22 protein-coding genes and 1 pseudogene are annotated in these 23,378 nt (G+C 37.0%); 22 read left to right on the top strand and 1 reads right to left on the bottom strand.

Annotated features, from left to right (window positions below):
• Window position 1: 1 nt before the first annotated feature.
• The 21 genes from fliR (at window position 2) to ABDZ53_RS06810 (ending at window position 21,262) form a co-directional block, all read left to right on the top strand.
• The gene (gene fliR / locus ABDZ53_RS06910; RefSeq protein WP_343754956.1) at window positions 2–757 is read left to right on the top strand and encodes a flagellar biosynthetic protein FliR; all 756 of its coding nucleotides are present in this window, start codon (window positions 2–4) and stop codon (window positions 755–757) included.
• A 27-nt stretch (window positions 758–784) separates the two neighbouring features.
• Window positions 785–1,849: a flagellar biosynthesis protein FlhB gene (gene flhB, locus ABDZ53_RS06905; protein ID WP_343754954.1), complete on the top strand. Its 1,065-nt coding sequence runs from the start codon at window positions 785–787 to the stop codon at window positions 1,847–1,849.
• Window positions 1,850–1,871: 22 nt separating this feature from the next.
• Window positions 1,872–3,953 carry a flagellar biosynthesis protein FlhA gene (gene flhA / locus ABDZ53_RS06900; RefSeq protein WP_343754953.1) on the top strand — a complete coding sequence of 694 codons (2,082 nt, stop codon included), beginning with the start codon at window positions 1,872–1,874 and terminating at the stop codon, window positions 3,951–3,953.
• A gap of 21 nt (window positions 3,954–3,974) precedes the next feature.
• On the top strand, window positions 3,975–4,694 hold the full coding sequence (locus ABDZ53_RS06895; protein ID WP_343754951.1) for a sigma-70 family RNA polymerase sigma factor: 720 nt from the start codon (window positions 3,975–3,977) through the stop codon (window positions 4,692–4,694).
• Entirely contained in the window at window positions 4,687–5,463 is a 777-nt protein-coding gene (locus ABDZ53_RS06890) for a flagellar hook-basal body complex protein (protein ID WP_343754949.1), read from the top strand. Before ABDZ53_RS06895 ends, ABDZ53_RS06890 begins: the two co-directional genes overlap by 8 nt.
• A 24-nt stretch (window positions 5,464–5,487) precedes the next feature.
• A complete protein-coding gene (locus ABDZ53_RS06885; RefSeq protein ID WP_343754947.1) occupies window positions 5,488–6,201 on the top strand; it encodes a flagellar hook-basal body protein in 714 nt (237 codons plus the stop codon).
• A gap of 18 nt (window positions 6,202–6,219) precedes the next feature.
• A complete protein-coding gene (locus ABDZ53_RS06880) occupies window positions 6,220–6,936 on the top strand; it encodes a cell division ATP-binding protein FtsE (protein WP_343754945.1) in 717 nt (238 codons plus the stop codon).
• A gap of 286 nt (window positions 6,937–7,222) precedes the next feature.
• Window positions 7,223–8,773: a putative bifunctional diguanylate cyclase/phosphodiesterase gene (locus tag ABDZ53_RS06875; protein ID WP_343754943.1), complete on the top strand. Its 1,551-nt coding sequence runs from the start codon at window positions 7,223–7,225 to the stop codon at window positions 8,771–8,773.
• A gap of 257 nt (window positions 8,774–9,030) precedes the next feature.
• Entirely contained in the window at window positions 9,031–10,755 is a 1,725-nt protein-coding gene (locus ABDZ53_RS06870) for a GGDEF domain-containing protein (RefSeq protein ID WP_343754941.1), read from the top strand.
• The gene (locus ABDZ53_RS06865) at window positions 10,748–11,170 is read left to right on the top strand and encodes a type IV pilus modification PilV family protein (RefSeq protein WP_343754939.1); all 423 of its coding nucleotides are present in this window, start codon (window positions 10,748–10,750) and stop codon (window positions 11,168–11,170) included. Before ABDZ53_RS06870 ends, ABDZ53_RS06865 begins: the two co-directional genes overlap by 8 nt.
• On the top strand, window positions 11,163–11,618 hold the full coding sequence (locus tag ABDZ53_RS06860; RefSeq protein ID WP_343754937.1) for a prepilin-type N-terminal cleavage/methylation domain-containing protein: 456 nt from the start codon (window positions 11,163–11,165) through the stop codon (window positions 11,616–11,618). Before ABDZ53_RS06865 ends, ABDZ53_RS06860 begins: the two co-directional genes overlap by 8 nt.
• The gene (locus ABDZ53_RS06855; protein WP_343754935.1) at window positions 11,611–13,563 is read left to right on the top strand and encodes a pilus assembly PilX N-terminal domain-containing protein; all 1,953 of its coding nucleotides are present in this window, start codon (window positions 11,611–11,613) and stop codon (window positions 13,561–13,563) included. Before ABDZ53_RS06860 ends, ABDZ53_RS06855 begins: the two co-directional genes overlap by 8 nt.
• A 20-nt stretch (window positions 13,564–13,583) precedes the next feature.
• Complete coding sequence (locus ABDZ53_RS06850; protein WP_343754933.1) at window positions 13,584–15,203, top strand: GspE/PulE family protein; 1,620 nt, start codon at window positions 13,584–13,586, stop codon at window positions 15,201–15,203.
• Between the two features lie 11 nt (window positions 15,204–15,214).
• Window positions 15,215–16,246 (top strand): type IV pilus twitching motility protein PilT, encoded by a 1,032-nt coding sequence (locus ABDZ53_RS06845; RefSeq protein WP_343754931.1) that lies wholly within the window; start codon window positions 15,215–15,217, stop codon window positions 16,244–16,246.
• 19 nt (window positions 16,247–16,265) lie between these two features.
• On the top strand, window positions 16,266–17,468 hold the full coding sequence (locus ABDZ53_RS06840; RefSeq protein ID WP_343754929.1) for a type II secretion system F family protein: 1,203 nt from the start codon (window positions 16,266–16,268) through the stop codon (window positions 17,466–17,468).
• Between the two features lie 237 nt (window positions 17,469–17,705).
• Entirely contained in the window at window positions 17,706–18,050 is a 345-nt protein-coding gene (locus ABDZ53_RS06835) for a competence type IV pilus major pilin ComGC (RefSeq protein WP_343754927.1), read from the top strand.
• Between the two features lie 68 nt (window positions 18,051–18,118).
• Window positions 18,119–18,874 carry a prepilin peptidase gene (locus ABDZ53_RS06830; RefSeq protein ID WP_343754925.1) on the top strand — a complete coding sequence of 252 codons (756 nt, stop codon included), beginning with the start codon at window positions 18,119–18,121 and terminating at the stop codon, window positions 18,872–18,874.
• A gap of 26 nt (window positions 18,875–18,900) precedes the next feature.
• Window positions 18,901–19,935 carry a type IV pilus biogenesis protein PilM gene (gene pilM, locus ABDZ53_RS06825; RefSeq protein WP_343754923.1) on the top strand — a complete coding sequence of 345 codons (1,035 nt, stop codon included), beginning with the start codon at window positions 18,901–18,903 and terminating at the stop codon, window positions 19,933–19,935.
• Entirely contained in the window at window positions 19,932–20,474 is a 543-nt protein-coding gene (locus ABDZ53_RS06820) for a hypothetical protein (RefSeq protein ID WP_343754921.1), read from the top strand. Before pilM ends, ABDZ53_RS06820 begins: the two co-directional genes overlap by 4 nt.
• Window positions 20,471–21,013, top strand: coding sequence for a hypothetical protein (locus ABDZ53_RS06815; protein WP_343754919.1), 543 nt, complete (start codon window positions 20,471–20,473; stop codon window positions 21,011–21,013). Before ABDZ53_RS06820 ends, ABDZ53_RS06815 begins: the two co-directional genes overlap by 4 nt.
• Before the next feature lie 45 nt (window positions 21,014–21,058).
• A complete protein-coding gene (locus ABDZ53_RS06810) occupies window positions 21,059–21,262 on the top strand; it encodes a YwbE family protein (RefSeq protein WP_343754917.1) in 204 nt (67 codons plus the stop codon).
• Between the two features lie 55 nt (window positions 21,263–21,317).
• Here the strand turns inward: ABDZ53_RS06810 and ABDZ53_RS06805 are convergent.
• Window positions 21,318–21,866 (bottom strand): annotated as a pseudogene (locus ABDZ53_RS06805) (DUF6512 family protein).
• Between the two features lie 149 nt (window positions 21,867–22,015).
• Between ABDZ53_RS06805 and ABDZ53_RS06800 the strand changes: the two are divergent.
• Window positions 22,016–23,281, top strand: a complete 1,266-nt coding sequence (locus ABDZ53_RS06800) for a tetratricopeptide repeat protein (protein ID WP_343754915.1) — start codon at window positions 22,016–22,018, stop codon at window positions 23,279–23,281.
• The last annotated feature ends 97 nt before the right edge of the window (window positions 23,282–23,378 follow it).

Here is a 23,378-nt window from a genome sequence, read left to right as displayed (position 1 = left end):
GATGACGGCAGAAATACAACAATTTTTACTGGTTATGATACGTCTGACGATTTTCATAACGGTTAGTCCGGGTTTTTCTCATTCTTCATTTCCAACAATAAGTAAAGTCGCTTTATCAGTCGGGCTATCTTTACCTGTGATGAGTATTTTACCCAGTCCAGAAGGTGAGTTAGCCATAGGACTCTTCCTCATCCTAGCGATAAAAGAAGTGTTCATAGGACTGGCACTCGGTTACATCACACTGCTCTTTTTTACAGCAGTAGAAATAGCCGGTAGTCTGGTAGACTTTCAAGTCGGGTTTTCCATGGGGCAAATATACGATCCATCCCTGGGAGTGAATGCTTCCAATTATGGAAGAGTGTATTACTGGATTTCAATGATGATTTTCTTTTTGGCCAATATTCATCATCAAGTCATTGTGAGTTTGGTTGAATCTTTCCACTGGGCTCCATTAAATGTCTTTCAATTCTCTCATATTGGAATGGACGGCATCGTTCGTTTGTTTGGGCAGCTATTTGCCACAGGGATACAATTGGCTGTTCCCTTAATTATAGTGGCTTTACTTTCTGAATTAACTTTAGCTTTAATTTCTCGAACCGTTCCGCAAATCAATGTTTTAATTTTAGGGATGCCGATGAAAACACTGGTCAGTTTAATTTTCTTCTTTTTCTTTCTCTCAACATTAATGAGAAATATAGGAGATTTATTTCCTGACATGATTAAATACATGAACGAATGGCTATATTCTTTGCTATGAGGGAATAGTGACAAAGGGGAGATAAGAATGGCTGAAAAAGACGGTAAAACAGAAAAACCCACCCCCAAGAAGCTAAGGGAAGCGAGAAAAAAAGGTCAAGTGCCTAAGAGTCAGGATTTATCTTCGGCTGTCTCCTTTGGATTGTTTGCCTTGGCTCTAACAGCCTTATCATCCTATGTGATCCAACGCTCATACATATTTTTACAACAAGCTCTAAGGTTTCAGGATCCGATGACAGCTGTACATAATTTATCTTCTATTGGAACTCAGGCTTTGATATGGTTCCTTGTTCTCGCTGCTCCGTTTTTAGGCATTGCCTTTCTAACAGGCGTTATTGGAAACATGGTCCAAGTCGGTTTCTTGTTTTCAGGCGAATCACTGAAGCCAAGTTTAAATAAAATCAATCCCATTAGTGGGTTTAAAAACATTTTTGGTAAAAAAGCTCTGTTTGGATTAGTTAAAAACATTTTTAAATTAGTGATAGTCATTGGCTTCACCTACTCAACACTGCAGGATTCAGCCGTTCTGATTCTCAATTCAGGTAGGGTAGGAACAATTGCCTTGTTTCCATTAGTAATTGAACTGATCTCTAGCTTAGCTATTAGTCTAGCTCTCTTTTTATTTGTTTTAGGTATTGTAGATTATGTCTATCAGCGCTATGAGCATAAGAAGAACTTGATGATGTCAATGCAGGATATTAAAGATGAGTATAAAGAAATGGAAGGGGACCCTCAAGTCAAGTCTCAGAGAAAAGCCATGTATCGAAATATGTTGTCTGGGAACTTAAATGATGTGAAAGAAGCGACTGTATTAATTACCAACCCGACACACTTTGCTATTGCTATTCGCTATGATCAAAGCAAAGATCAAGTGCCCATTGTGTTAGCTAAAGGGCAAGATTTAATGGCATTAAAGATGAGGGAATTAGCAAAAGAAGCAGAAGTTCCAATGATAGAAAATAAACCATTAGCACGAGCTTTATACAAAGAAGTCGAACCAATGGATCCAATACCTGCTGATATGTATCAAGCTATTGCAGAAATTTTAGCACTGATATTCCAAGCAGAAAAACGCAGAAAACAAAAGATTTAAGAATAGAATGGGTGAACAATGAGTGGACAATCAAGCCGTTAAAAAGAAACCAATCGTATTAACAGAATCATTAAATGTTATTATCGCTTTTGCAGTGGTATCCGTTATTGGAATTATCATTATTCCACTACCGCCAATCATATTGGACTTTCTTTTAGTCTTTAATATTTCTTTAGCTATCATTATTTTAGTACTCACCCTATTCACTCATTCAGTATTAGAATTCCTGAGTTTCCCTACATTGTTGCTCATCACAACTATGTTCCGACTCTCTCTCAATATCAGTTCGACTCGTCTCATTTTAAGTGAGGGAGATGCCGGACAGGTAATTGAAACATTCGGTAACTTTGTTGCGGGCAACAACTATATCGTTGGAGCGGTTATCTTTATAATTATCGTCATTGTTCAGATGCTTGTTGTGACAAATGGAGCTAGCCGAGTGGCAGAGGTTTCAGCTCGATTTACTTTAGATGCTATGCCAGGTAAGCAGATGGCCATTGATGCGGACTTGAATTCTGGTCTCATTACGGAAGATGTAGCCAAACTTAGACGATCTAATTTAGAAAAAGAAGCGAACTTCTATGGAGCAATGGATGGGGCCAGTAAGTTTGTAAAAGGAGATGCCATTGCCGGTATCATCATAACTTTGGTTACCTTAATTGGCGGAATCGCCATTCACTCTCTTCAAGGCGGCTTTACAATTATGGAAGCCATTAATCACTTTGGAATCTTAACGATTGGTGATGGACTAGTCAGTCAAGTTCCTTCATTACTGATATCTGTTGCTTCGGGTATTTTGGTTACTCGTACAGCTAATGAAAAAGGATTAGGAGACACCATTGGAGGAGATTTATTTAACACTCCTCAGGTGATGTTTATTGGAGCTACACTCTTGGCTGTTTTCGCCCTTGTACCAGGCTTTCCTTTTATTCCATTTATGACATTGGCTGTTGCTTTAGGAGTATCGGGCTACTTGGTCAATGAGGGTCAAAAAGGGAAAGTTAAGGAAGAAATAGCTATGCAAGTGCAAGCTGTTTCAGCTCAAGAAGCTGAACCAGTAGAAGAAACGGCTTCTCAGTTTCAGGTGGACCGAATTGCAGTGGAAATTGGCTACGGATTGATTCCTTTAGCAAATGAAGATCAGCAGTCTAATCTAACCAATCAAATCGCGGCTATCAGAAAACAATTGTCTTATGAAATGGGTATTTTACTAAACCCTATTCGCATTCGTGACAACCTCCAGTTAGGTCAATACGATTATGTGATTAAAATCAAAGGGAATGAAGTCGCTCAAGGTGTTTTATATCCTGACCAGTTCTTAGTGGTAGAACCAGGTGGCATTGAGGAAGATATCACCGGAACACCAGCTAAAGAACCGGCTTTTGGTTTAGATGCCTTATGGGTCAATGAAAAGAACAAAGAGATTGCCGAATTACACGATTATACTGTCGTTGATCCACTGACTGTTTTAGTTACTCATGTTAAAGAAGTGATGAAAACAAATGCCGATGAACTCTTAGGACGTCAGGAAGTGAAAGAGTTACTAGAGGGAATTAAAGACCAGTACAATGTGGTGATTGATGAACTGATTCCAGATATCTTGCAACTTGGTGATGTGCAGAAAGTACTGCAGCGATTACTGAAAGAAGCTGTCCCGATAACAGATTTAGTCACTATATTAGAAACCTTAGCCGATTACGGTAATACAGTAAAAGATCCCGAGACATTAACCGAATATGTCAGACAGGCTTTAAAACGGACGATTGTTAAAGAACACTTGGATAGAGAAGGATTGTTGCATGTCCTGACTGTTCATCCGGATACAGAAGAACGCATTGCATCAAGTATTCAAAAGTCAACTCAAGGGTCCATTCCAGTTCTGCAGCCTCAAGAAGTGAACGCACTTTTTGATAATATTAATGAACAGACTGCTATGTTGGCAGCGCAAGGGATTCCATTTGTCTTGCTGACGGCACCAAAGATTAGACCGGCTATGAAAAATATGTTGTCTTTCAACTTTCCAGAATTAGCCGTTTTATCTTTAAATGAAATACCGAATGATTGTGCGATTGAAAGTGTTGGGTTTGTCTCGATAAATGAATAGAGTAGCATGAGGAGGGAATAGATGATGGAAACGAGTCAGCGAAATGAACAAGTGATGCAGTATATGCCTTTGGTTCATAAAGTAGTCCATGGGTTGAAAATAAAAAATAAAGAATATGACCATGATGACCTGGTTAATATCGGCGTCATTGGCTTGATGAATGCCATTGAACGGTATAACGAATCATTGAATGTCCCGTTTATAAATTATGCCTACACTCGGATTAAAGGACAAATTATCGATGAAATTCGTAAAACATCTCGTTTATCGCGCGGAAAAATTAAAGCAGTGAACGACTACTATGACGCGGTTAATCACTTACAACAAGCTTTATTACGTAAACCGACTGAAAAAGAGATTTGCAAACACCTATCCATTACAATCGAAGAGCTGAAGAAAATTTATGAATCCGTTCATCAATTGGCAGACGTCTCTTTAGATGATGTGTTATTTGAAAGTTCGTCAAGTGAAAGTAATTTAATGGAATTTTTAAAAGATGATTCCTCTCCTAAAGCAGAAGAGAAGGTCATAAAAAATGAACAGTTAGCTTATATGGAAGAAGCTATAAAAACTTTGCCTGAAAGAGAACAGCAAATCCTTCAGCTGATTTATTTTGAAGAATTAAGTATGAAAGAAGTCGCCTATATTTATGATATTTCCATCCCAAGAGTGTCACAGATACATGGGAAAACATTATTGAAATTAAGAGAAACCATCGGAAGGGTGTATGCAGATGATTAGAGGGTTACAAACCTTAACCAATAGCTTTAACGTGCTGACTGAAAAACAGAAAAACTTAGCAGCAAATGCGGCCAATACAAACACACCTGGGTACAAATCCCAAACACTCCTGTCGAGTACGACCGAAAATGTAGGCGTCCATAACTACACAGGTGGGATAGAGGCCAATCAGAGAAGAGACATAGGAGACATTGTTTTCAGCAATCAGTTGGATGAAGCGGTTCGTAACTTTTCAAGTGGAGGGCTACAATCCACGGACAATAAAACCGACTTAGCTATTAACGGGGATGCCTTTTTCACTGTAAGAAACCAGGCAGGCGATCTTTACTACACAAAAAACGGAAACTTTACTGTTAATGATGAGGGCAATTTGATTACTCAAGAAGGCTATGAAGTATTAGGTATTGAACCTAATGGAGGTATGACACCTATATCAGTTGGAACAGACCTAGAGCATACTTTTAATGTGGATTCCTATGGCTTTGTTCATACAGCCAACCAAGCCCCTCAGTTTTTATACCTAACTCAGTTTGACGATCCGAATGGCTTAACCAGTGAAGGGGGCACCTTATTTCAAGGGGCAAACGGCATACCTGTCGGACAAGGATTTCAAATAGATCAAGGGTATGTGGAGTCTTCGAATGTCGATATGGTAGATGTTATGACAAATATGCTTCAAATATCTAGAGAATTCGAAGCTAACCAGAGAGTGTTGCAATCCACAGATGAGACGTTAAGAAAAGCGACTCAAGAAGTAGGACGGACGTAATAACTAGAAGGAGACAAGTTGTATATGAGAATTCCATATAATATTTCTAAAAGTGCCATGAAAACTCACCAGCAGAAAATGAATCATATTGCCCATAACATTGCGAACGTCAATACCATTGGTTATAAAAAACAATCGGTTCAATTCTCTGAGTTATTACATAATACAGTCAATGAACAAGATGCTCGGATATCTGAAAATGCCGGAGAATTGTCTAATGGGATGGGTGTCAGACTAGCGGAAAGTAAGGCTGCCTATACTCAAGGAAGTTTAACTAACACCGGTGACCCTCTGCATTTAGCTATTGGAGGAAATGGATTTTTTGGTGTGAGAGATGAAAACAATGAACTCTTACTCACACGAGACGGAGCCTTTCATTTGAATAGTCAAAATGAAGTCGTCAATGACCAAGGTTACCGATTGGAAATGAATGGGCAAGTCCTTGATGGACAAACTCTTTCTACTGATCAAATTCCGTTGTTTTTACCTACTGATTCTAGCGGATTAACTCCATCAGGTGGCAATCTCTACCGTATCAATGAGGGAGCCACGTTACTTAACTCCGCGACTAACACAGAAGCCTTTGGAGATATTCTAAGTGGTCATATTGAAGAGTCAACGGTTGACTTAGCTCAAAGCTTTACTGACATGATTATGTCTCAAAGAGCGTATTCGTTAAACGCTAAAGTCACTCAAAGCACAGATGAAATCTATTCGTTAATTAATCAGTTTACCTAATGAGCAAGGAGCCACCCTATGATTCGACTAAAAGATGTATCTAAGACATATAAAAAAGAGACGCATGCGTTAGTGGATGTTTCATTATCGGTTGAACAGAATGAATTTGTCTATATTGTTGGTAAAAGCGGATCTGGAAAAACAACTTTAATCGATCTGTTATATGGAAAGGTTAAACCAAATAAAGGGATAGTAGCCGTAGAGGAATACTTTGTCAATCACTTGAAATCTAAACACCTTTGCTATTTAAGACGAAAGTTAGGTGTTGTCTTCCAGGATTTTCGCTTGCTCGAACATAAAACCTTATTTGAAAACATTGCTTATGTTTTAGAGGTGACTGGACACCATCCATCTGACATTGAGTCCAAAGTAATGGATGCCTTGGACACAGTCAATCTGAAACACAAAGCACTCGATTATCCTTCAGACTGTTCAGGTGGAGAGCAACAGCGCGTAGCCATCGCAAGAGCAATTGTCCACGAGCCAGCAGTACTGATTGCTGACGAACCGACAGCTAATCTTGATCCGAGAACAGGTTTTGATATGGTCAAACTCCTGCATAAGATTAACCAAAGAGGGACTGCGGTGATAATGGCTACTCACAATTACTCCTATATTGACCGATTGCCGGCAAGAGTCATTGAACTAGAAAATGGCAGAGTCATCAGTGACCGATCTAAAAATCATGTTCAATTAATTATCAATGCTAAATACGGAGATTTTTACGTTGGATAATTTTAAACTTAAGAAGTCAGATCATGTCAGTATGATCTGGCTTTTTTGTATGCAGATAACAAAATTGAATAATTAACTTAATATATAAATAAATATGCCGATAGTAACCTTTAGAGGTGAACTGAAGCGTTTTATTGGAATAGCAAAAAAGTATCTATAATAAATATTCATTTTATGTCTATATATATTAAAGAATTCGTACCAAATTATGTTACGATACAATAAATTATCTATTTTATTTGCTGTTCTTATTTTCAAAAATAATCATTAAGGAGCACCAGTTAATATGACTTTATTTAATAGTCCGTTCATGCGGATGGTTATTCAAGTACTTAGTACATCTATAGTTATTATCTTATCTATTCTTAGAGTAAAAAACCTCAACAAGCGAAAGTTTATTTTTTCTTTCATATCTGATTCAGATTCTGTCACGGACGAAGAACGATCAAAGTCTTGGATAAAGAAGTTGCAGCAGAAATTCAAGAAATTGAGTAAGAAAGAACTACTAGAAACTGTTGAGCAAAATCAAAAAGAATTACATAAAGTGACATACTTTGATTTATTAACTGAATTGCCGAACCGAGTCAAACTGACAAAAGAATTTGAAAAATTCTTATCCTCACAAACTGACAACAAGAATACAATTGAAGTCGCTGTCTACATATTAGATATTGATCGCTTCAGAACCATTAACGAATTGTATGGTAGAAATGCAGGGGACGAAGTCTTAATAAAAGTGACGGAAAGACTGCGCACATTGTTAGGAGATAGTGCACTCATTGCTAGAGAAAGTGAAGATGAAATTTATCTTTTAATAGGTGAAATTTCTGAAGAAGAGAGTATTCAAGTTGGTAAAGATATAGTCGACTTATTTAGCAAGCCATTTAAAATTAACAATTCAACATTATATGTAACCGCAAGTATAGGCATTAGTCGCTACCCTGAAAATGCTCAGGACATGGATGCCTTATTACAACAAGCCGAAATTGCTATGTACAAAGTCAAACAAAATGGGAAAAACAACTTCCACCTTTTTGTATCAGCTGATGCAGCGGCAATAGAGAGAAAAAGAAGAATAGAATTCGGATTAAAAGAAGCCCTAGCTGATAACGAATTGTTCTTAGTTTATCAACCCAAAGTAGAAATTCAAACCGGTAATATTTACGGAGTAGAAGCTTTACTGAGATGGAAACATCCGATTCTAGGGTTAGTTCCTCCTAATGAGTTCATTCCCATTGCTGAAGAATCAGGTATGATTAATGAAATTGGCTACTGGGTTCTTCATGAAGCGGTCAGACAAACAAAAGAGTGGCATTCTTCCAATTTAGACTTGCATATTTCGATTAATGTTTCACCGATTCAGTTTGAAGATCCCTACTTATTTAAACGTGTTCAGAATGTAGTAGAGCTTTATGATTTAGACCCCAATTATTTAATTATAGAAATTACAGAGACAGTTATGAAAAATGAAGAACATGCTAATCGCATCATCCGAGAGTTGCATGATTATGGCGTGCGAGTCGCAATAGATGATTTCGGTACAGGTTATTCCTCTTTAAGTGTACTAAATAATATGTTTGTGGATATGGTAAAAATTGACAAATCATTTATCGAACACATTGTGTCTAAAGCCAATACAGCCTCATTAGTTAAAACAATGATTCAAATGGGCAAAAGTTTAAATTTTAGTATTGTTGCAGAAGGGATAGAAAGTAAAGAACAGTCTATCTTTTTAAAAGACAATCATTGTCAGTTTGGACAAGGCTATTATTACAGCCGCCCAGTTACACCTGAAAAAATAGTTGATCTTATAAATAAGAAAACCATGAAGGATTAATATCTGTTCATGGTTTTTGGTTCATTACAAATAGTTGAACAATTTGGTACGTTTTTATAGTGAGTACTATTATCTTTTTAACAGATGTAATAATAATTCATAAGATGTGATTAATAATTTAATAAAAAGGATAATAATGATTACAGTTCACAATCTATCTCTAATTACGTGTAATTGACAGGGTACTGATTATGGTATACAATTAAGCGAACATAATAGGCTTTTGAGAGCGAATACATAAAATGGTGGTGGGTAAAATGATTTCTAAAAAAAGAAAATATAGTGTTTGGCTTGTATATTTATTACTCGCTCCAATTCTTTATTCTATAGTTTATCACTATAGTAGACGAGTCGAGTCCGTTTTTTCTATAGAGTTTCTTTTATTTGCTGCCTTAGGTATATTAGTTGCCTTATTTCCAATTCAGACAGAAAAATCAATCCTCTTTTTAATTAGTGGAATTTCTGTAGCGACCCTTATAATTTTAGGCTTACATGCTGAAATGATTGTGACAAGTTTAGCTGTCATCACGTTAATGGCTAAGTCAGATATTAAATGGGATGATCATTTCCGATACCCATTGAACTTACTCATTTTTCATGTAGTTTCATTAGTTTCAGCCCAGACCTATTACATAATTGAAGCTCTTGTAGGAGAAACTAACGTCTATAACATTAGTATTATTGCTGTTTTAGCCTATTTATTTGCTAACTTGATGAGTAATCAAGTACTTATCTATTTAACAAATCGTTACTTTTATAGAAGGAACGACAGAGTGCTATTCGACGAAGATTTCTATTTCACGCTTTATACTAATTTCTTTATTGCCCCTTTGTCGTTTATTTTAGTTTATTTATATGAAGAATTGCATTTAATTGGAGTAGTTATTGGTTCTTTACCTTTTGTCACTATGACAATTGGAATGAACATGTTTTACAAAAGCCGTGAAAACAATAATTATCTAAGAAGAGTAAATTTAGCGTCTCAGGAGTTAGCGGAAAAGAAATCTAAAAATGAGGTCATTGATACATACTTACATTCATTAGCAACTATTTTTCCATCAAAAACATTATGCTATTTTTCATTGAAAGATGATGGGAATTTAGTAAGAGAAAGAATATATATTGAAGATGGAGGGGTTAACTTTATCAATGAAAAAGTCTCTCGATCCGACTTTTTCTTTATTGAGCAGGCGATTAACTCTTCGGAAATTCAATGTTACACTCGTGCCATTGACTGGAAGGCGCTCAACACAATGGACTATTTAAAACTATCAGAAAGTGCCCTTGTGTTACCTGTTAAACGTCATAATCAAGTGGACGGGGTTATATTGATTACTCACCACATAAAAAACATGTATACAAATATGCTAATTGCCTTAATAGAAATATTTCATCAATACTTTACGATTGCACTTGATAATGCTAATCAATATGAATTGTTGGAAGAAGATGCAGAGACCGACTACTTAACAGGCTTACCTAATTTAAAAGGGTTTGCCAAAAAGCTGGAAAGAGCTCTTAACACGTCATATTTCAATACAGTCTCGCTCATTGTTTTGGATTTAGATCACTTTAAACAAACGAATGATACCTATGGCCATCAAGCAGGGAATGAAGTGTTAAAGCATATGGGTAACATGCTAGATTCTTTTACTGATGATGAAATATCTGTGGCCCGCTACGGGGGAGAAGAGTTTGTTATTCTATTGCCCAACTACACTAAAAAAGAGGCCGAAGAATATGCTGAACAAGTAAGAGAGCAGATTGAACACCATCAGTTTATAATTAGCCATTCTATTAATTCAGAAAAGAAAGAAACTATATCTGTGACGGCCAGTTTAGGAGTAGCGACTCACCCGACTGATAGTGTCGATCCGGATGAGTTAATTACCTTAGCGGATAGAGCCATGTATATTGGATCTAAACAAAAAGGACGAAATAAAGTTACGGTTGCTCAAATGAGGAGTTATCAGTATGGTTAAGCATAAAAAAATAATCACCGGCCTTTCGGATGAATCGGGTGTGACATTAATAGAGTTATTAGCCTCGCTGGCCATTTTAACTCTAATTGTCGCATCCTTTCTTGGCTTTTTTATTCAATCAGCAAGAACAACGAGTCGAACCAGTGAAGTAGATGAAGCCACTTTTCTGGCCCAAGAAGAAATGGAAGAACAAGTTTATTTATCTTCTAACGGAATAATTCCAGACGATTTTGACGATGGTGAGTCGATAAACTATGAGTCACCTTACACAGTTAAAATTTCATATAAAGAAGACACTAATGAACTCTATGCTGTTATCGTGGAAGTGTTTGAAGGAGATACAGATGATGACTCTGCACGCAAAGCGATAATGGAAAACCGACTGCCCTTCGATAGGACTGAAGCTGATGAGTAAATGGTTTAAAAATGAAGAAGGCATCACACTGATTGAACTGCTAGCGAGTTTAGCTCTTTTAAGTGTCGTGATTATTCTAATAGGTTCTGTCCATATATTTGGACAAAAACAATTTTCAAGTCAAACCGAAGCAAATAGCCAGTCTAATGATTTAAGATATAGTTTAGCGCTAATATCAAGAGAAGCACGATCAGCAAAAAACTTGGTCATTAGTGAAACTGAGTTAAATATTGATGGAAATATATATATATTAGATGATACCAACCTCAAAAAAAATAACACTATTATCAGTTCACGCGTTGAGACTTTTGATGTGATTGAATTAGAGAAAGACAATCGTATCCACATCATAATTAAAAGTACTCCTAACCAAATGAATCAAAGAGAAGAGTATGAAACAACTATTTATTTGAGAGATCCTTTGATCGGAGGCGAAGCCGGTGAGTAATTGGCTGAAAAAGGAAGAAGGAAGTGGACTTATTCTTGCTATAATGACTCTCATGGTCCTTTTAGTACTCGGGATTTCTATTGGCACCATTACGATAAGCGGCCACAGAATGAGCCATACCAATCGTGATTCCATTTCTGCCTACTACATAGCTGAAGCAGGTGCTAATTTAGCTTACGAAGACATGAAGTCTATAGTTAAAGAAATGTATAATCCGGACATTAATCAGGACACTTTCTTTGGAGCGATTGAAGAAAAATTTGAAAGTGAAATATCAACATATAACGAATTTAAAACTCAATTTGGTTATGATCCAAAAGCTAATATAAACATTGTTCCGCCAGACGATGATGCAAATCCACGTGTTTATACAATTGAATCTGTTTCAACCATTGGAAACCATTCGAGAACTGCTCAAAAAGAAGTCACAGTGAGTTGGATTGGAAATGAAGATGATGGAGACGGTGTAGGAACTTTACCATCTATTCCAGCAAAGACATCTTTAATAGCAAAAAATAGTATTAAATTAGTAGGTGGCGCTTCTATTTATGATGATGTTTATATAGACGCATCAGAAAGCTTCCCTTTTGTTATAGATGGAGGTGGTAGAAGATACAATGGAACAACTTTTTACAATGACTCTATAGAAGAAAAGCAAGTATACAAGTATCCTGATTGGTATAATCACATAGGTGATTTACATGTTGCAGTAATGGAAAAAACGATTCCATGGGGTGAATATTATAGTATAGTTAATAGTTTTCCTGAATATGATGATTACCCTGACTTTCGTAATTATCCGATGGCTCCCACTAATTTTATAAAGGATGATATTGTACGGCATCCAATGAATGGAAATATTCACAAAATAGTTAATAATGGGAATGTTCTTCATAATAATTATATAACTGATAAATATGAAATAAACATTTCAGAAGATACTAAAATTAGAAATATCGTAGTTAGCAGTCCAAAACAACTTTTTATAAATACTGGTAGCAACGATGTTTCAATATATATTGACAATATTAATATTTCTAATGGAGCATTGGTAATTAGTGGGACTGGAAACGTAAATGTTTTTGTTAAAGAAAAAGTTACTATCAGTCAAAGTGATTTTGATGTGCATAATTTAAGCAGTTTTAAAATGTATGCAAATGAAATAGATATCAAAGGTAAAGAGACAAATTTCAACACAATGAAAAGTATCAGTTTATCAGCTAAAGAAAATATGAAATTTGATAATGTAAATCTTAAAATAAAAACTACTGATAATATACAATTACACTCAAAAAGTATTGACTTTAGTAATATAAGTAGCACATTTTCAAACAGCAATAAAGTTAATATTTTTGCGCAAAATAAATATTCTTTAAATAGCGGTAATTTAGCTTTTAAAGACATTAATAATGTCAATCTCCATACTAATAACATGGAACACAATAATGGCCATCTTGATACAATAAATACTGAGTTTTTTTCAATGTTTGTCAGAGATGAAATGACATTTGGTTCTGGCTCAATCAATAAAAGTGGAGAGAGTAACAAATTTTTAATTTATTATGAAAATGACAATGAATTTGATTTTGGTGGCAGTATAAATTTATATGCCTCACTGTTTTTTAAACAAGCTGATATAAGTATTGGTAGTGGTGTTAAAACATTTGGACCTATAGCAACTGGCGGAGGAAAAGTGAAACTGTCAGGAGGATCTTCAAGTAGTCCTCTTATCTTAGCACCAAAATCTAAAGTAGAAGTTATAGGAGGAGCGAACTTTAAAGGGATTCTAATCACTGATTCTATTAGTCTCGATGGAGGTACATCCATAAAACACGAAGAGTACGATCATAAGCTCTTCCCTTTTGGTGGAGTACCAGTGAAAGAAGAAATAATCATTCCGGATATAGAAGATATTATAAGCTCAGAACCTACAAAAGAACCATAACAAAGAAGGGAGTGAACCTAATGCAAAAACGAAAAAAATTAGGTGACTTGCTTAAAGAAGCTGGCCTAATTACAGAAATTCAAATTGTTGAAGCACTTGAGCATAAAAAAGGTAACCAAAAGTTGGGAGATGCCCTAGTTGACCAAGGGTATATTACTGAGAAGCAACTCTTAGATGTGCTCGAAATTCAGTTGAAACTAAAAAGTGTCTCTCTTTATCAGTATCCGATTGATGAAAAGCTAACAGAATTGGTGTCTAAGGATTATGCCCGTGACCACTTGCTAATACCGATTAGTAAAGAAAATGCTCGTTTAATTGTAGCCATGCACGATCCCTTGGACTTCTATGCTATTGAAGATTTAGAGTTAATGACGGGGTATAATGTGATGCCTGTCATCGCTGCTAAGGATGATATCCTTCAAACTATTAATCGCTTATATGACAGTAACGAAGTTGATGTCAGTGAGATTGAAGGTCAAGACGCTCCTGCTATTCGTATCTTTGATCAATTACTAGAAACTGGAGTAGCCATGCATGCTTCTGACATACATTTAGACCAACAAGAATCTACTGTATCTGTACGTTATAGGGTAGATGGGGTATTAAGAAATGATCGTACACTCCCAAAATCTATTATGGGTTCTTTAGTTGCCCGTATTAAAATTATGGCTGGACTCAACATTACTGAAACTCGACTCCCTCAAGATGGACGAATCAGCACTGTTTTTCTTAATAAAAAAATTAACTTACGCGTGTCAACTTTACCAACAGTTTTTGGTGAAAAAGTGGTTATCCGTATTTTGGATATGTCGAATGTTTTTAATAAAGTAGCTGACATCGGGTTACACCCCGAAACACTGAATCAGTATCAAAAACTGATTAAAGAACCCGCAGGTTTAGTGTTAATTACTGGACCCACAGGTTCAGGAAAATCGTCGACACTTTATGGGTCGATCAATGAATTGAATAGTTCAGAAGTGAATATAGTGACGGTAGAAGACCCGGTAGAATATCAATTGGAAGGCATCAACCAAGTCCAAGTGAATTCAGCCGTTGGGCTAACGTTTGCTACAGGATTGCGTTCTATATTAAGGCAAGATCCGAACATCATTATGGTAGGGGAAATTAGAGATAAAGAGACAGCGGAAATTAGTATTCGTGCTTCTTTAACTGGTCACTTGGTCTTCAGTACCTTGCATACCAATAGCGCAATTGAAGCTATTCCTCGTTTATTCGATATGGGGGTTGAACCATACCTGGTCGTGTCTTCCTTAAGTGGAGTGATGGCCCAACGCTTAGTAAAAAGAGTCTGTAAGGACTGTGAATATACGAGAAAAGCTAGTCCTATTGAAAAAGATATTTTCCGAAGAAGAAACCAAACGATAGAAGAAGTGACTAGTGGAAAAGGTTGCGACAGATGTCGTCATACCGGTTACCGTGGACGAATGGCTATTCATGAGTTGATTGTCATTAGTGACGATATTAAACAACTCATGATGAATCAAGCCTCCATGCAAGACATTAGAAAACACGTTCAAGAAACAGGTACGCGCTTTTTAATTGATGATGGTTTAGAAAAAGTAAAAGAAGGTAAGACGACTCTCGAAGAAGTCATGCGAGTGGCTTCATTAAATGAATAAGGGGTAAATAAATGGAACGTTTAAATGCACTACTGACAGCTGCTAATTATAAAGAAGCATCCGATGTCCATTTAGTAGCGGGTTCACCGCCAGTTTTCAGGATAAATGGTACATTGATGCCAGAAAAAGTAGACAAATTGATGCCAGATGATACCCTGGAAATGGCACGGTCTATTTTAAATGAAAAGCTATGGAAAGAATTAGAGACTAAACGAGAAGTGGACCTTTCTTACGGAATTGCGGGAGTATCGCGTTTTCGAGTCAATATTTTTTATCAACGTAATGCTCTGTCTTTAGCCTTTCGAGTGATACCAAGAGATATTCCTTCAATCGATAGCTTAGGTCTGCCTAAGCAATTAAAAGAACTTGTAAAAAAGCCCCACGGACTCATCCTGGTGACTGGACCGACAGGCAGTGGGAAGAGTACCTCTCTAGCTTCTATGATTGATTACATGAATCAAACGATGAATCGGCATATCATCACATTGGAGGATCCAATTGAGTATTTACATTCTCACAATCAATCGATTATAGAGCAGCGAGAAGTAGGATTCGATACACTGTCTTTTAAAGATGGCTTGCGTTCGAGTTTAAGGCAGGATCCTGACGTTATTCTAGTTGGGGAATTACGAGACTTAGATACTATTTCAACCGCGATAACCGCAGCTGAAACAGGACACTTGGTTATGGGGACCTTACATACTCAAGATACAACAGGAACGATTGACCGAATTATTGATGTTTTTCCTGTCCATCAAAAGAATCAGGTTCGATCAATGCTTGCGAATGTCCTCATTGGTGTATTGTCTCAGCGGCTATTTTCAACCGTTCAAGAAAGTGGAAGAGTGCCAGCGACGGAGTTATTAATAAATAATCCGGCTATCAAGAACCTCATACGTAATGAAAAAATGCATCAAATTCCAAACGTTCTGCAGACCTCAAAAGAAATGGGAATGCATACAATGGAAATGAGCATGAGACAATTGATTAGCGAAAGAAAAATTAGTGAATTAGAACTCTTGCCATTCGTTATCGGGCAGTAAATAGAAAGGGGGTAGGGTATTGGCAACATACGCTTATAAAGCAAAAGCTAAAGATGGACAGACTATAAAGGGAAAAATCGAAAGTCCCTCAAAAAAAGAAGCATTAAATGAATTGAATCATATGAATCTTATTGTTTTTGAAGTTGAACCTTTAAATTCTATCTTAAGTAAAGAGATTTATATTGGAAGTCCTTTAAAACAGAAAGAATTTGTCTTGTTTTTAAGACAATTTGCGACATTGATTGAAGCAGGAATTTTACTAGTGGATGCCATTGAGTTACTTTCCGAGCAGACAGATAGTAAGGTATTAAAAGAGGCTCTAGAAGATGTAGTAAGAGATTTAAAAGAGGGGATCACCTTGTCCCAGGCGTTGGAAGAACATCCCAAATTATTCCCTGAATTACTGGTTCAAATGATACGGTCAGGAGAGGTCAGTGGACAGTTAGAAGAAGTCTTAGACCGAATGGCTACTTATTATGAAAAGCAATACCGGATTAAGCAAAAAGTGTCTACCGCTTTAACTTATCCCATGGTTGTAGCTAGTTTTGCTTTAATCATTACGATATTTTTACTTGTGGCTATAGTTCCTATATTTGGTGATATGTTTGCATCCTTTGGGTCGGAGCTGCCTCTGATTACACAATTAGTATTGAATTTGAGTCATACGATTCAACGCTATTGGTGGATTTTTGCTCTGTTGATGATGACTTTGATTCTCTTATTTAACTTTTTAAAGAAAAAAGAAACAGTCGCTTATTATATTGATAAGTGGTCATTGAAAATTCCAATAATCGGTCAATTTATTCAAAAAGCAACACTTGCCCGAATGACTCAAACCTTAAGTTCATTAATTAACAGTTCCGTACCTATACTACAGGCAGTTGATATTACAAGCGATGTAGTAGGGAATAGAGTCGTTAAAGAAGTCTTAGATGGAAGTAAAAAATCTTTGGAACGTGGAGAATCATTAGCTACACCAATGGAAGACCATTGGGTATTTCCTCCTTTGATTAGTCAAATGATTAGAGTGGGGGAATCAAGTGGAGCATTGGATGACATGTTAAAAAAGGTAGCGGATGTATACGATCAGGAAGTTGAAGAAGCCTCGGACAAATTACAGTCGTTAATTGAACCTGTTTTAATTATTTTCCTTGCAGTAGTCGTTGGTTTCATAGTCTTGTCTATTGTAGTTCCCATGTTCAGTTTGTTTAACACAATTTAATATAATTTAGACACAAAAGAAGGTGATAGGAGATTGTAAATTCATTCATACTGTATTATAATTATGCTACATTGTCAGGGACTAACCCTTACATAAAGGAGTCAAAGTAGTTTCTACATTGTAAAAGTTGCAAAAATATTCACTAATAGTTCGAATTAACAATATATCATTAGGGACATATTCCTGATTTTAGTTAATTTAGAACTAATAAGGAAAAAGAAAATAGGAGGAAGAAAAATGAGAAATAAAATCAAACAAATCATGAAAAAAGAAGAAGGGTTCACACTTGTTGAACTTTTAGCCGTTATTGTTATTTTAGGAATTATTGTGGCGATTGCGATCCCTACTATAGGTAACGTCATTGGTACAGCTGAAGGGAATGCTTCAGAAGCAGAACAAGAATTGATTAAAGATGCTGCAAGACTATACGAGGTTGGAGAAGACGAACCTGAATTTCCGGTTACTGTCGGAACTTTAAAAGAAAAAGGATACCTAGATGAACGATCAGGCGAACTAGATGATAGCATTTCAGTCAAAAACGATGATGGAGTATTTACTCTAGAAGGATACCCTGAAGATTAACTTTAATATTATATTTAGAGAAGGTCTCTTGTTTATTGAGACCTTCTCTTGTACATAGGAGAAATATCATGACACTTACTTTGGGGCTTATCTTTTTCATATACGGGCTAGTCTTCGGATCCTTTTTTAATGTCGTTGGGCTACGTGTACCGAATGATTCGTTGTTTACTCAAAAGCGGTCTTACTGTGATGTTTGTAACCGAACGTTGACTTGGCAGGAATTAATTCCTGTCTTTTCGTTCGTTAAACAAAAAGGAAAATGTTCAACTTGCCAATCGTCTATATCTTTACTTTACCCTGTCATGGAGTTAGGTACAGCACTGTTGTTTTTACTCACTTACTTAGTTTATGGTATCAGTTGGCACACTTTATTTGGACTATTACTGATTTCTCTTGTGATGTCAGTTACCGTCTCAGATTGGGTTTATCAAAAGATACCGAATAAATTACTAATCTTTTATACACCTCTGGTTATTCTATACCGATTGTTCTTTCCTTTAGCCCCCTATTGGACTTCGGTTGTCGGAGCCGTTTTTGCCTTTGCTCTGGTCTTTCTTATTATTTTGTTTTCCAAAGGCGGAATGGGTGTTGGTGATTTAAAATATTATACCTTTTTTGGTTTTGTTTTCGGCTTTAGTCAGTTTTTATTGCTGTTCCTTTTATCTACTATTTACGGCACACTTTATGGTCTTTCAATGATGCTGTTAAATAAAGCTACTAGAAAATCACGGATTCCATTTGGTCCATTTATCGGATTCGCCGCTTTAACAGTCTACTTTTTCGGCAACTCAATCATTCAATGGTATCTTAACTTTTTATTATAACTCGTCACGTTTTTGGAGGAAATCGCATGTTATTTAAATCTAAACCTCATATCTATCTTCGTTTCTACGATAAGAGTATTCATTACTTAGCGCTGGACATTCAACATAAGGTGATTGTTGATAATGGAGAATTAGTCTTTGATACACCCATCTTAATCGAGGGAAGAGTCGAAAATGTTCCTCTTGTGAAAACACGATTAGATGCACTAGTCAAAGAGAAAAAATGGAAGAATGCTAAAGCATCCATTTTGCTTCCGGATGATTTTGTGACCATTAGGCATGAAGACATCCCTGTTCAATTGTCTCCAAGTGAAGCAAAGGATTATGTGGATTTGCACGTCAACTCATCCATCCGACTGCCCTTTGATAACCCTAAAGTCGATTTTGAAATAATAGAGAGAAATGAAGACACGCAACGCATCGTGTTAGTTGCATACCCAAGTGAAGAAGTCAGGCAATACTGGGATACGTTAAAAGAAGCTGGACTGAAACCTCAAACAGCCGATTTTTCAGCACTTAGTGTGTATCGCGTCATTAAAGAGACTCAGTTGTTAGGTGGGAACCCTGACGATCATCATCTGGTTTTACAGTGGCATCCACTAGATATGTCCATAACGGTCTTTTCTAATGATGTCCCGCATTTCAACAGACATTCCCGTTTCTCAACACTGAATCATGCCTGGTCTTTAACAAATGAAGGCCAATGGGTGTGGACAGGATCGGATGAAGAATTAGACCATCTCACTACTAATCAATTAGACGGCTTGGAACGTTTTATGGACTTTTACCGCTTTTCTGTACTCAATGGGAAAGGCAGTATCTCTTCGGTCATTTTAACTGGGAGTTACCCGAACATGATTGATTTAGAAGGTGTTTTAAAAGAGCGGTTCGACCTACCCATTCATGTGTTGAATACACCAATGAATTTAAAATCGGAAGATGCTTCTCTTTACGGATTATCACTGAAATCAACGAAGAAGACCAGCAAGACTCCAAAGCTAAAAACAAAGAAAATGAAGGACAAGCAAACTGACATATTAGTGGAGGAGGGCGAAGCATGATAGAGATTAACTTATTTGAAAAGAAAGAAACAAATATTCTTCCCTATCTGATTCTCCTCATTTTTGTCATAGGAATTGGTATCATGATGCTGCTGTTTTTCTTTCAAGGTAATTATTATTCGAGACTCGACCAGCAGAACCAGACCCTCATTCACCAACAAGCAGATGAAGTGGCTTTGTCGAGAGACATTGAACGAGTCGAGCGTTTAACCAATCAAAACAGACAGACGATAGCTACACTTGAAGAAAATGCGTATCCCATTGTTTATTTAACCGACTCATTATCTGAAATTATTACTAATGAAGAGGAACGAGTGGTGCTGTTTGATTTAGGCCAGGCGGATCAATTGCTCGTGTCACTTGAAAATATGACAATTGAGGCTCACTCAAAACTAATAGACGAGCTAAATGACGTGTCTTATATCAATAGAGTCCACGTAACCCGCCTTACTCAAATGAATCCCGAAAGTGATATCTATCAAGTCGATTTGACCCTTGATTTAAATGAGAAAGTATTAAGAGGGGAGGCTCTCGAATGAAAATAAGCTGGAACAGAGAGTCTTTTCTGGTGTCCCTAGTCGTTATCATGATTTTGTTTGCTCTTGGCTACTACGGCTATAGTTACTTGGTAGAACCTATGAAACTATCCGCTGAAAGTTCGTCTCTCGTTGTAGAGGAACAAAGTCGTTTGCTTGCGACTTATCCTCCAGAAGACGCGGCCTTAGAAGAGAATCAATCAGCTTACGAAGAGACCACTGTCTTTTTACCGGACTCTGAAGCCATTAGTGAAGCGTTAGTTCGTATAGAACAGTCCGCTCAAGCGCATACTATTTCGATTACGAATGCTGTTCGTATTCATGACCAACAAGCTATTGAAGCTGTTTCAGGAGAGTATGTTCAATCAATTTATCAGATAGAATTAGAAAGTGAGTCCATTGATTCTATCAGAAGATATATCGACTCGCTGATGAATGAAGACCGACTATGGTCTGTCTCGACACTATCTATTCAAAAGCAAGGCGAGTCTTCCTATATCGCTCATTTTATGTTAGAGATGATGTATCGCCAGTCACCTTAGCCTCTTCACTGTGTTATACTGGTTGAAGTAAAGGAGAGAGTTACTATGGATGGTAAGAAAAGAGCGGACATCAAAGTAGGTGCGCTAGTTGATATAGTCTTAAAAAAAGACCAGAGAAGTGGTCAGTTAACGCGAGGACATGTAAAAAAGATTCTGACAAACAGCCCCAATCACCCTCATGGCATTAAAGTCATGCTGGAAGAAGGCAATCAAGTCGGACGAGTCAAAAACATTTTAAATGAAGAGTAATAAAAAAGGACCTTTCCGTTGATACAATCGGATAGGTCCTTTTTTGTTTGACCTGTTACCCGCTAGGTGGAATGAAGAAGGGTAAATCAGGAGCATTAAAGGTAAAGTATAGAAACAGTCCAGCTAAAGAGACTAAGATGATGCTGGAAAGCCATAAGTAAATGAGTCTGGGTGTGAGACTTTTGTAAACATGAATAGCCACGAGCTGAGCAAGGGGGACAGCGATGAATAAAGACCCCACGTCAATAATGGAGGATTCCACTAAAAAGGCTTCTGTCCAAACATAATACCAGGAAGTGATAAACACCATACTGATAAGAATCGCTAGCATGGCAGAAGTCACCCAATTGGCTAGTGACAATCGGTATTTGTTTTTAAACAAGAGATAACCCAGCCCCCACCAAAGCAGTAAAGGCCAATACACCAGTTATAAATGCTCCCAAATACTTTCATTGATAGGGGTAAAGAGTCCTGCCACAACATTTTCTTCCGTCCATTCGTATACAAAATGCAAAGGGATTGAAGCTGCACAGACAATAACGATGCCTATCCAATGATAGATTGAGGCAAAACGATGATCATGATGTGAATCAAGTTCATACATAACACAGGCCACCTTTCTTATAATAGGTTCAGTTTACATAAATCTCAGTCTATTTCCTACTTTTATGTCTTATCCTTCTGAATCTATATGACGATGCCTCTCGTGTATGTTAAAATGAATAGATAATCAGGTAAAGAAGGGGATGTCTCTTGTCTTATTCAAATCAGATGATAGAAGCGATTCAAAATGAACAGTTATCTAAAGCAGAAGACCTATTAGAACTAGCTTTAGAGAGAGATACACTGGAAGAATTATATGCCTTAACAGAAACCCTATTTGATTTGGGTTTTTTAGAAGAAACGAAACGGGTGGTTACGCATCTCCTAACAGTAGACGAAAACGATGGGTTGAAATTGACTTTAGCCGAATTGGCGATTGAAGAAGGGAATGAACTGGAAGCTTTTGAATGGATTGATCAGGTCGACGAAGCCAGTCCCTATTATCCGCAGTCTCTACTTGTGGCGGCGGATTATTATCAAGTACTGGATTTACCAGAAGTATCTAAACAAAAGCTTTTGGAAGCTAAATCCTTACTCCCGAATGAACCCGTCATTGACTTTGCTTTAGCTGAGCTTTTATTTGCCTCTGGTGATTATAGAGAAGCGATTGCTTCTTATGAGGAGCTTTTGATTCAAAATCACACAGAATTTGCCGGGACAAGTATTTATGGACGACTAGGAAATGCTTACGGTGCAATAGGAGAATGGGCTGAAGCAGAAGGCTATTTGAAAGAAGCTGTGGAAGTCAAAGAAACAAGCGACCATTTATTCCAGCTAGGCTATATCTATTTTCAGCAAAAAGAATACGAACGAGCGAATGATCTCTTTAGTCAAGTCAAAGAATTAGATCCAAGCTACACATCCGTGTACACCTTCTTAGCTCAAGGGTATTTGGAACTGAATGATGAGAAAAAAGCGTTAGAAAGTGTAGAAGAAGGCTTGTATTACGATACACACAATGCCGCTCTTTACAGTATGGGAGCTGAAGCGGCGCTGGCTTTAGGAGATGAAGCAAAAGCCGAAGACTTCTACAAGCAGGCGATGCTTATTGAACCGGACAACCTTTCCCTTTTGTTACACTTGACCAATTTGCTTATTAACCAGGAACGGTATGAAGATGCCTTGCCTCTTGTGGAAGAGAAAGTAGAGAGTGGAGAAGAAGATCCGCAGCTTTTCTGGAACAGTGCCGTCATATATAACGAACTGGAAGTTTTCGACCGAGCTCGGGAACACTACGACAAAGCCTATCCTTATCTCAAAGAAACTCCTACCTTTTTGAAAGAATATATGTATTTCTTGAGAGAAGATGGGGACAGAGTAGGATACATTCAAAAAGCAAAAGAATATTTGGCCTTGAATCCAGGAGACTTTGAAGTGAGTGAGTTAATTAAGAATGAAGAATACGATGAGATTTGATATACTATAGGTAAGAAGAAAACGGTAGTGTAAAAAGTTTTATGAAAAAACAAGAAAAAAAGAGAAATACTTCCTCTGATTAACATAAGTGGGAGTA

Origin of the sequence: Alkalibacterium iburiense, assembly GCF_039521845.1 — a bacterium.
GTDB lineage: Bacteria > Bacillota > Bacilli > Lactobacillales > Carnobacteriaceae_A > Alkalibacterium > Alkalibacterium iburiense.
The sequence above is the reverse complement of the archived record's forward strand: the minus strand, read 5'-3'. Positions and strand labels throughout refer to the sequence as shown.

Bases quoted from the DNA above. Each gene is read 5' to 3' on its own strand.
- ABDZ53_RS06875 (WP_343754943.1), top strand. From the start codon at position 7,223: ATGACTTTATTTAATAGTCCGTTCATGCGGATGGTTATTCAAGTACTT.
- ABDZ53_RS06830 (WP_343754925.1), top strand. From the start codon at position 18,119: ATGACACTTACTTTGGGGCTTATCTTTTTCATATACGGGCTAGTCTTC.
- ABDZ53_RS06820 (WP_343754921.1), top strand. From the start codon at position 19,932: ATGATAGAGATTAACTTATTTGAAAAGAAAGAAACAAATATTCTTCCC.
- ABDZ53_RS06845 (WP_343754931.1), top strand. From the start codon at position 15,215: ATGGAACGTTTAAATGCACTACTGACAGCTGCTAATTATAAAGAAGCA.
- ABDZ53_RS06880 (WP_343754945.1), top strand. From the start codon at position 6,220: ATGATTCGACTAAAAGATGTATCTAAGACATATAAAAAAGAGACGCAT.
- ABDZ53_RS06860 (WP_343754937.1), top strand. From the start codon at position 11,163: ATGAGTAAATGGTTTAAAAATGAAGAAGGCATCACACTGATTGAACTG.
- ABDZ53_RS06895 (WP_343754951.1), top strand. From the start codon at position 3,975: ATGATGGAAACGAGTCAGCGAAATGAACAAGTGATGCAGTATATGCCT.
- ABDZ53_RS06885 (WP_343754947.1), top strand. From the start codon at position 5,488: ATGAGAATTCCATATAATATTTCTAAAAGTGCCATGAAAACTCACCAG.
- ABDZ53_RS06890 (WP_343754949.1), top strand. From the start codon at position 4,687: ATGATTAGAGGGTTACAAACCTTAACCAATAGCTTTAACGTGCTGACT.
- ABDZ53_RS06815 (WP_343754919.1), top strand. From the start codon at position 20,471: ATGAAAATAAGCTGGAACAGAGAGTCTTTTCTGGTGTCCCTAGTCGTT.
- pilM (WP_343754923.1), top strand. From the start codon at position 18,901: ATGTTATTTAAATCTAAACCTCATATCTATCTTCGTTTCTACGATAAG.
- ABDZ53_RS06870 (WP_343754941.1), top strand. From the start codon at position 9,031: ATGATTTCTAAAAAAAGAAAATATAGTGTTTGGCTTGTATATTTATTA.
- flhB (WP_343754954.1), top strand. From the start codon at position 785: ATGGCTGAAAAAGACGGTAAAACAGAAAAACCCACCCCCAAGAAGCTA.
- fliR (WP_343754956.1), top strand. From the start codon at position 2: ATGACGGCAGAAATACAACAATTTTTACTGGTTATGATACGTCTGACG.
- ABDZ53_RS06850 (WP_343754933.1), top strand. From the start codon at position 13,584: ATGCAAAAACGAAAAAAATTAGGTGACTTGCTTAAAGAAGCTGGCCTA.
- ABDZ53_RS06810 (WP_343754917.1), top strand. From the start codon at position 21,059: ATGGATGGTAAGAAAAGAGCGGACATCAAAGTAGGTGCGCTAGTTGAT.
- ABDZ53_RS06865 (WP_343754939.1), top strand. From the start codon at position 10,748: ATGGTTAAGCATAAAAAAATAATCACCGGCCTTTCGGATGAATCGGGT.
- ABDZ53_RS06835 (WP_343754927.1), top strand. From the start codon at position 17,706: ATGAGAAATAAAATCAAACAAATCATGAAAAAAGAAGAAGGGTTCACA.